At 71.7% G+C, this 6000-nt stretch carries 3 protein-coding genes; all 3 read left to right on the top strand.

Features of this window, described 5'->3' with window-relative positions; translation table 11 throughout:
* The first annotated feature begins 229 nt into the window (after nt 1–229).
* The 3 genes from AB0D57_RS41155 (at nt 230) to AB0D57_RS41145 (ending at nt 5503) form a co-directional block, all read left to right on the top strand.
* Entirely contained in the window at nt 230–2887 is a 2658-nt protein-coding gene (locus AB0D57_RS41155; RefSeq protein WP_362086050.1) for an alpha/beta fold hydrolase, read from the top strand.
* Nucleotides 2884–3747: an ABC transporter permease gene (locus AB0D57_RS41150; protein ID WP_362086047.1), complete on the top strand. Its 864-nt coding sequence runs from the start codon at nt 2884–2886 to the stop codon at nt 3745–3747. Before AB0D57_RS41155 ends, AB0D57_RS41150 begins: the two co-directional genes overlap by 4 nt.
* A 163-nt stretch (nt 3748–3910) precedes the next feature.
* Nucleotides 3911–5503, top strand: coding sequence for a von Willebrand factor type A domain-containing protein (locus AB0D57_RS41145; protein ID WP_362086044.1), 1593 nt, complete (start codon nt 3911–3913; stop codon nt 5501–5503).
* The last annotated feature ends 497 nt before the right edge of the window (nt 5504–6000 follow it).

Genomic DNA, 6000 nt, shown 5'->3' with positions numbered 1-6000 from the left:
GGTCGCGATGGCTCCGCCATCACTCCCTCCTCCGCCTTGCAGCTGCACGCACCAGACCCCGCTCCTTCTCCCACCCTCCCATTGCCGGTCGGTCTTAGGTGTGGGTGACGCCACGCGTCTTCGTACTCCGGCTGCGGTACGTGGCCTCGGCGCCGTACTCCCGCAGGAGGGGCGGGGGTTCAGACCGGTGGCGGCATCGGTTGTCAGCGGCGGGCTTTACCGTTGACGCATGGATCTTCGACTGCCCCGACTTCGGGGGCCCGCACCGCGGAGGCCGCGACGGTGGGCTGCCGCCGCGGCCGCCGTTGTCGTGCTCGCCGGGGCCGGGACGTGGACGGCCGTCGCCTCCGACGGCGCCCCGCCCGTGCACCGTGCCGACCGCGTCATGGACATGGGCGGCGGGGTGAGGATCGACACCTCGTACGTCACCGCGGGCTCGACCTCCGGACGCCGCCCCGCCGTGCTGCTCGCGCACGGCTTCGGCGGCAGCAAGGACGACGTACGGGAGGAGGCGGAGCAGCTCGCCCGCGACGGGTACGCGGTGCTGACATGGTCGGCGCGCGGCTTCGGCAGGTCCACCGGGAAGATCGGGCTGAACGACCCGAAGGGCGAGGTCGCCGACGTCTCTCGACTGATCGACTGGCTGGCGAAGCGCCCGGACGTCCAGCTCGACAAGAGCGGCGACCCGCGCGTGGGCGTCACCGGCGCCTCCTACGGCGGGGCGGTCTCGCTGCTGGCGGCGGGGTACGACCAGCGGGTCGACGCGATCGCCCCGGCGGTCACGTACTGGAACCTGTCGGACGCCCTCTTCCCGAACGGCGTCTTCAAGAAGCTCTGGGCCGGCATCTTCATCAACTCCGGCGGCGGTTGCGGCAACTTCGAGGCGCAGCTGTGCGCGATGTACAACCGGGTCGCGGAGTCCGGCACACCGGACGCGGCGGCCAGTGGCATCCTCGAGGAGCGCAGCCCCTCCGCCGTCGCCGACCGCATCAAGGTGCCCACGCTCATCGTGCAGGGCCAGTCCGACTCCCTGTTCCCGCTCGGTCAGGCCGACGCGATGGCCAAGGCGATCCGGGCCAATGGCGCGCCCGTGGACGTCGACTGGATCTCCGGCGGGCACGACGGCGGTGACATGGAGGCGGACCGCGTCCAGTCCCGCGCCGGCTCCTGGTTCGACCGGTACCTGAAGGACGACAAGGGCGCCGACACGGGCCCCGCCTTCCGTGTCACCCGCACCGGAGGCATCGACTCCACCGACGGCGCCGCACAGTTGCGGGGCGCGAGCGCGGACACCTACCCGGGCCTGGAGAGCGGGCAGCGCACGGTCGCGCTGACCGGCCGCGAGCAGACCTTCGACAACCCCGCGGGCGCCAGTCCGCCCGCGATCTCCGCCCTTCCCGGAATCGGCGGCACCGGCGGCCTGTCGCAGCTCTCCTCGCTCGGCGTGGGAGTCTCGCTCGACTTCCCGGGCCAGTTCGCGCGGTTCGAGTCCGCGCCCTTCGGCAGCGACCTGCGGATCACCGGGTCGCCCACGGTCACGGTCCACGTCGAGTCGAGCACCGACGACGCGGTCCTCTTCGGGAAGGTGTACGACGTCGGCCCCGGCGGCACCCAGCAGGTGCTGCCGTCCCAGCTGGTGACACCGGTGCGGGTGGAGGGCGCGAAGGCGGGCAAGGACGTCACCCTCACGCTGCCGGCCATCGACCACGACGTCCAGAAGGGACACCGGCTGCGCCTGGTCGTCTCCTCGACGGACCTCGGCTACGCGTCCCCGGCGGCCCCGGCGACGTACACGGTGTCCCTGAAGGGCGACCTGAAGGTCCCGACCGCCCCCGCGGTGAAGACCGCCGCGGCGTCGCTTCCCGCGTGGGTGTGGTGGCTGCCGCCGGTCGCGGCGCTGGCCGCGCTGGCACTCCTGTTGACCGGCCGCCGCCGCACCACTGCGGGAGCGCCCGATCCCGAGCTCGCCGAAGTCCCGCTCCAGATCACGGACCTGAGCAAGCGCTACGCGAAGTCGGCGGACCGGTACGCGGTACGGGACCTGTCGTTCCGCGTGGAGAAGGGCCAGGTCCTGGGCCTGCTGGGGCCGAACGGCGCGGGCAAGACGACCACCCTGCGCATGCTCATGGGCCTGATCACGCCCGACGCCGGCGAGATCCGCGTCTTCGGACACGAGATCCGGCCGGGCGCGCCGGTGCTCTCCCGGGTCGGGGCCTTCGTCGAGGGCGCGGGCTTCCTGCCGCACCTCTCGGGCCGCGAGAACCTGGAGCTGTACTGGCAGGCCACGGGACGCCCGCCCGAGGACGCGCACCTGGAGGAGGCGCTGGAGATCGCGGGCCTGGGCGACGCGCTGGCCCGAGCCGTGCGCACGTACTCCCAGGGCATGCGCCAGCGTCTGGCCATCGCCCAGGCGATGCTCGGCCTCCCGGACCTCCTCATCCTCGACGAACCGACCAACGGCCTAGACCCGCCCCAGATCCGCGAAATGCGCGAGGTCATGATCCGCTACGCCGCGGCCGGCCGCACCGTCATCGTCTCCAGCCATCTCCTCGCCGAGGTCGAGCAGTCCTGCACCCACCTGGTGGTCATGGACCGCGGCCGGCTGATCCAGGCGGGCCCGGTCTCCGAGATCGTGGGCTCGGGCGACACGCTCCTGGTCGGCACCGGTGCGCCGGTGGACGAGCCGGTCGTCGAGAAGATCGGCGCGCTGCCGGGCGTGGCCTCGGCCGTCGCCGCCGACGGCGGGATCCTGATCCGCCTCGACGAGGGCGGAAGCGCCCAGCGCCTGGTCGTGGAGCTCGTACGGCTCGAAGTGCCCGTGGAGTCGGTGGGCCCCCACCGCCGCCTGGAAGACGCGTTCCTCACCCTGATCGGAGGTGCCGCATGAGTGCGCTCGTCGAGCGGACCGAGACGGCGGACGGGTACCGGGCGCGGCGGACGTTGCCGCTGCGCGTGGAACTGATCCGGCAGTTGAAGCGGCGCCGCACGCTCGTCATGGGGGCGATCCTCGCGGTGCTGCCCTTCGTGCTCGTCGTCGCCTTCGCGATCGGCGGCGAACCGGGCTCGCGCAGCGGCCAGGTCACACTGATGGACACGGCGACGGCATCGGGCGCGAACTTCGCCGCGGTCAACCTGTTCGTGTCCGCGGGCTTCCTGCTGGTGATCCCCGTCGCGCTGTTCTGCGGGGACACGATCGCCTCCGAGGCGAGCTGGTCGTCGCTGCGCTATCTGCTCGCGGCGCCCGTGCCGAGGTCCCGGCTGCTGTGGTCCAAGCTCACCGTCGCGCTGGGCCTCAGCCTCGCCGCGATGGTGCTGCTGCCGATCGTCGCGCTGGCCGTGGGCACGGCGGCCTACGGCTGGGGTCCGCTGGAGATCCCCACCGGTGGCGAGCTCGCCGCGGGCACGGCGGCCCAGCGCCTTCTCGTGGTGATCGCGTACATCTTCGTGTCCCAACTGGTCACCGCGGGACTCGCGTTCTGGCTGTCGACCAAGACGGACGCGCCGTTGGGCGCGGTCGGCGGCGCGGTCGGCCTGACGATCGTGGGCAATGTGCTGGACGCCGTCACCGCGCTGGGCGACTGGCGCGACTTCCTGCCCGCGCACTGGCAGTTCGCCTGGGCCGACGCCATCCAGCCGACCCCGGAGTGGGCCGGCATGATCCAGGGCACGGCGATTTCGATAACGTACGCGCTCGTGCTGTTCGCCCTGGCCTTCCGGGGTTTCCGGCGCAAGGACATCGTGTCCTAGGTCTCCGGAAGATCACCTACCGGTCTCGACGGCCGCCCGCCGTGGCCGCTTCGAGATGCATCCGCAACGCTCCGTAGCGCACGGCTCGGCCCCCTCGGACGTCACAGTCACAGACATCCACCCACAGACGTGGGCGGGCGGGTGACTCACCGAGGGGGCACGGATGGGGAACGATCACATAGGGCGACCGCGACGATCGCTGCGACGGGGGCGACCGGGTGGCGCGCTGCTCGCCCTGACGCTCGCGGGCGGCCTGCTGCTCACCGGCTGCAGCGCGAGCGACAGCGGCGATTCGTCCGACGGTTCGAACACGTCACGTGGTTCGTACGGCTCCGGCGGCCTTACGGGCCCGCTGCCCGCCCCGGCCCCCGACCAGTCCGCGGACACGTCCCAGGGCGAGCAGACGGGCGACGCGAACCGCGAGATCGCGCCGTCCCCCGACTACCTCTCCACCTTCGCCCTCGACGTCGACACCGCCTCGTACGGCTTCGCCCGCCGCACCCTTGCCGACGGCCGGCTGCCCGACCCGGCGACCGTCCGCCCCGAGGAGTTCGTCAACAGCTTCCGCCAGGACTACGAACGCCCCGACGGCAACGGCTTCTCGGTCACCGTCGACGGCGCCCGCACCGACGAGGAGGACTGGTCGCTCGTCCGCGTCGGCCTCGCCACCCGGACCGGCGAACAGGAGGGCGAACGCCCGCCCGCCGCCCTCACCTTCGTCATCGACATCTCCGGCTCCATGGCCGAACCGGGCCGCCTCGACCTCGCCAAGGACTCTCTCGGCGTGATGACGGACCGGCTGCGCGACGACGACTCGGTCGCCCTGGTCACCTTCAGCGACGAGGCCGAGACCGTGCTGCCGATGACCCGCCTCGGCGACCACCGCGGCCGCGTCCACGACGCCATCGACGAGCTGGAGCCGACGGAGTCGACCAACCTCGGCGCGGGCGTGGACACCGGGTACGAGACGGCCGTCGAGGGGCTGCGCAAGGGCGCCACCAACCGCGTCGTCCTGATCTCCGACGCGCTGGCCAACACGGGCGACACCGACGCGGACTCGATCCTGGAGCGCATTTCGGACGCCCGCCGCGAGCACGGCATCACCCTCTTCGGCGTCGGCGTGGGCAGCGAGTACGGCGACGACCTCATGGAACGCCTGGCCGACAAGGGCGACGGCCACACGACGTACGTCTCCAACGAGGATGACGGCCACAAGGTCTTCAGCGAGCAACTCCCGCAGAACGTCGACCTCACGGCCCGCGACGCCAAGGCCCAGGTCGCCTTCGACCCGGCGACGGTGCAACAGTTCCGGCTCATCGGTTACGACAACCGCCAGGTGGCCGACGAGGACTTCCGCGACGACCGCGTCGACGGCGGCGAGGTCGGCCCCGGCCACACGGTCACCGCGCTGTACGCCGTCCGCACCAGGCCCGGCGCCTCCGGTCACCTCGCCACCGCGAGCGTCCGCTGGCTCGACCCCGACACCCGCACCCCGCACGAGGAGTCCGGCCAGCTGGAGACCGGCTCCCTCGACGACGGCCTGTGGACATCGCCCAACCGTTTCCAGGTCGATGCCGTGGCCGCGTACTTCGCCGACGCCCTGCGCACGGGCGACAACCGCTGGAACCCCCTGCCGGGCGCCCTCCCGTTGCGTGAACTCGCCGACCGCGCCCACCGGGTGGCCACCGCCACGGAGGACACGCAGGTACGAGACCTCGCGAACGCGATCGAGCAGGCGAGCGAACTCGCCGGCTGACGACGGGGAGTCGGCCGGCCGCCCACGGCGGGCATGATCCAGGACACGGCGAATTTCCCTGGCTTAGACCGACCGGCAATTGGAGGGTGGGAGAAGGAGCGGGGTGTCGTAGCCGCTCAGGCGGTGACCCGCTCCGCGCCATCGGGGTCATCGAAATAATTCATCATTTCCGAATGAGGCGCGGTCCAACCGGGTGAACCTGCGCAACCAATTCTCGTGCGTCGGGTTGATGAAGCTGATGAAGCAGTAGGGCTTGCGGCGCTACGAGAAGGGAACGCGCAGTGCTCAAGAAGGCAATGGTTGCCGCAGCGGTCGGCGCTTTTGCCGTCGGCATGCCGAGGGTGACCGCTCCCACGGCGCGTGCCCTCGTCGGCGACAGGGGACCGACCGTTGCGAACAGCAACGGCGAGGAACGCTGAGCCGGCTCCTCAGCCCGGGCCGTCCGCGATCACACGGACTTTCGGCGCAGGCGATCTCGCCTGTGAGCTGAGGCGACG

The sequence above is a fragment of the Streptomyces sp. NPDC048275 genome (genome assembly GCF_040652275.1).
Lineage (GTDB): Bacteria > Actinomycetota > Actinomycetes > Streptomycetales > Streptomycetaceae > Streptomyces.
Note: the sequence above shows the minus strand (reverse complement) of the source record. Positions and strands in the feature narration are given on the sequence as shown.

Bases quoted from the DNA above. Each gene is read 5' to 3' on its own strand.
- AB0D57_RS41155 (WP_362086050.1), top strand. From the start codon at position 230: ATGGATCTTCGACTGCCCCGACTTCGGGGGCCCGCACCGCGGAGGCCG.
- AB0D57_RS41150 (WP_362086047.1), top strand. From the start codon at position 2,884: ATGAGTGCGCTCGTCGAGCGGACCGAGACGGCGGACGGGTACCGGGCG.
- AB0D57_RS41145 (WP_362086044.1), top strand. From the start codon at position 3,911: ATGGGGAACGATCACATAGGGCGACCGCGACGATCGCTGCGACGGGGG.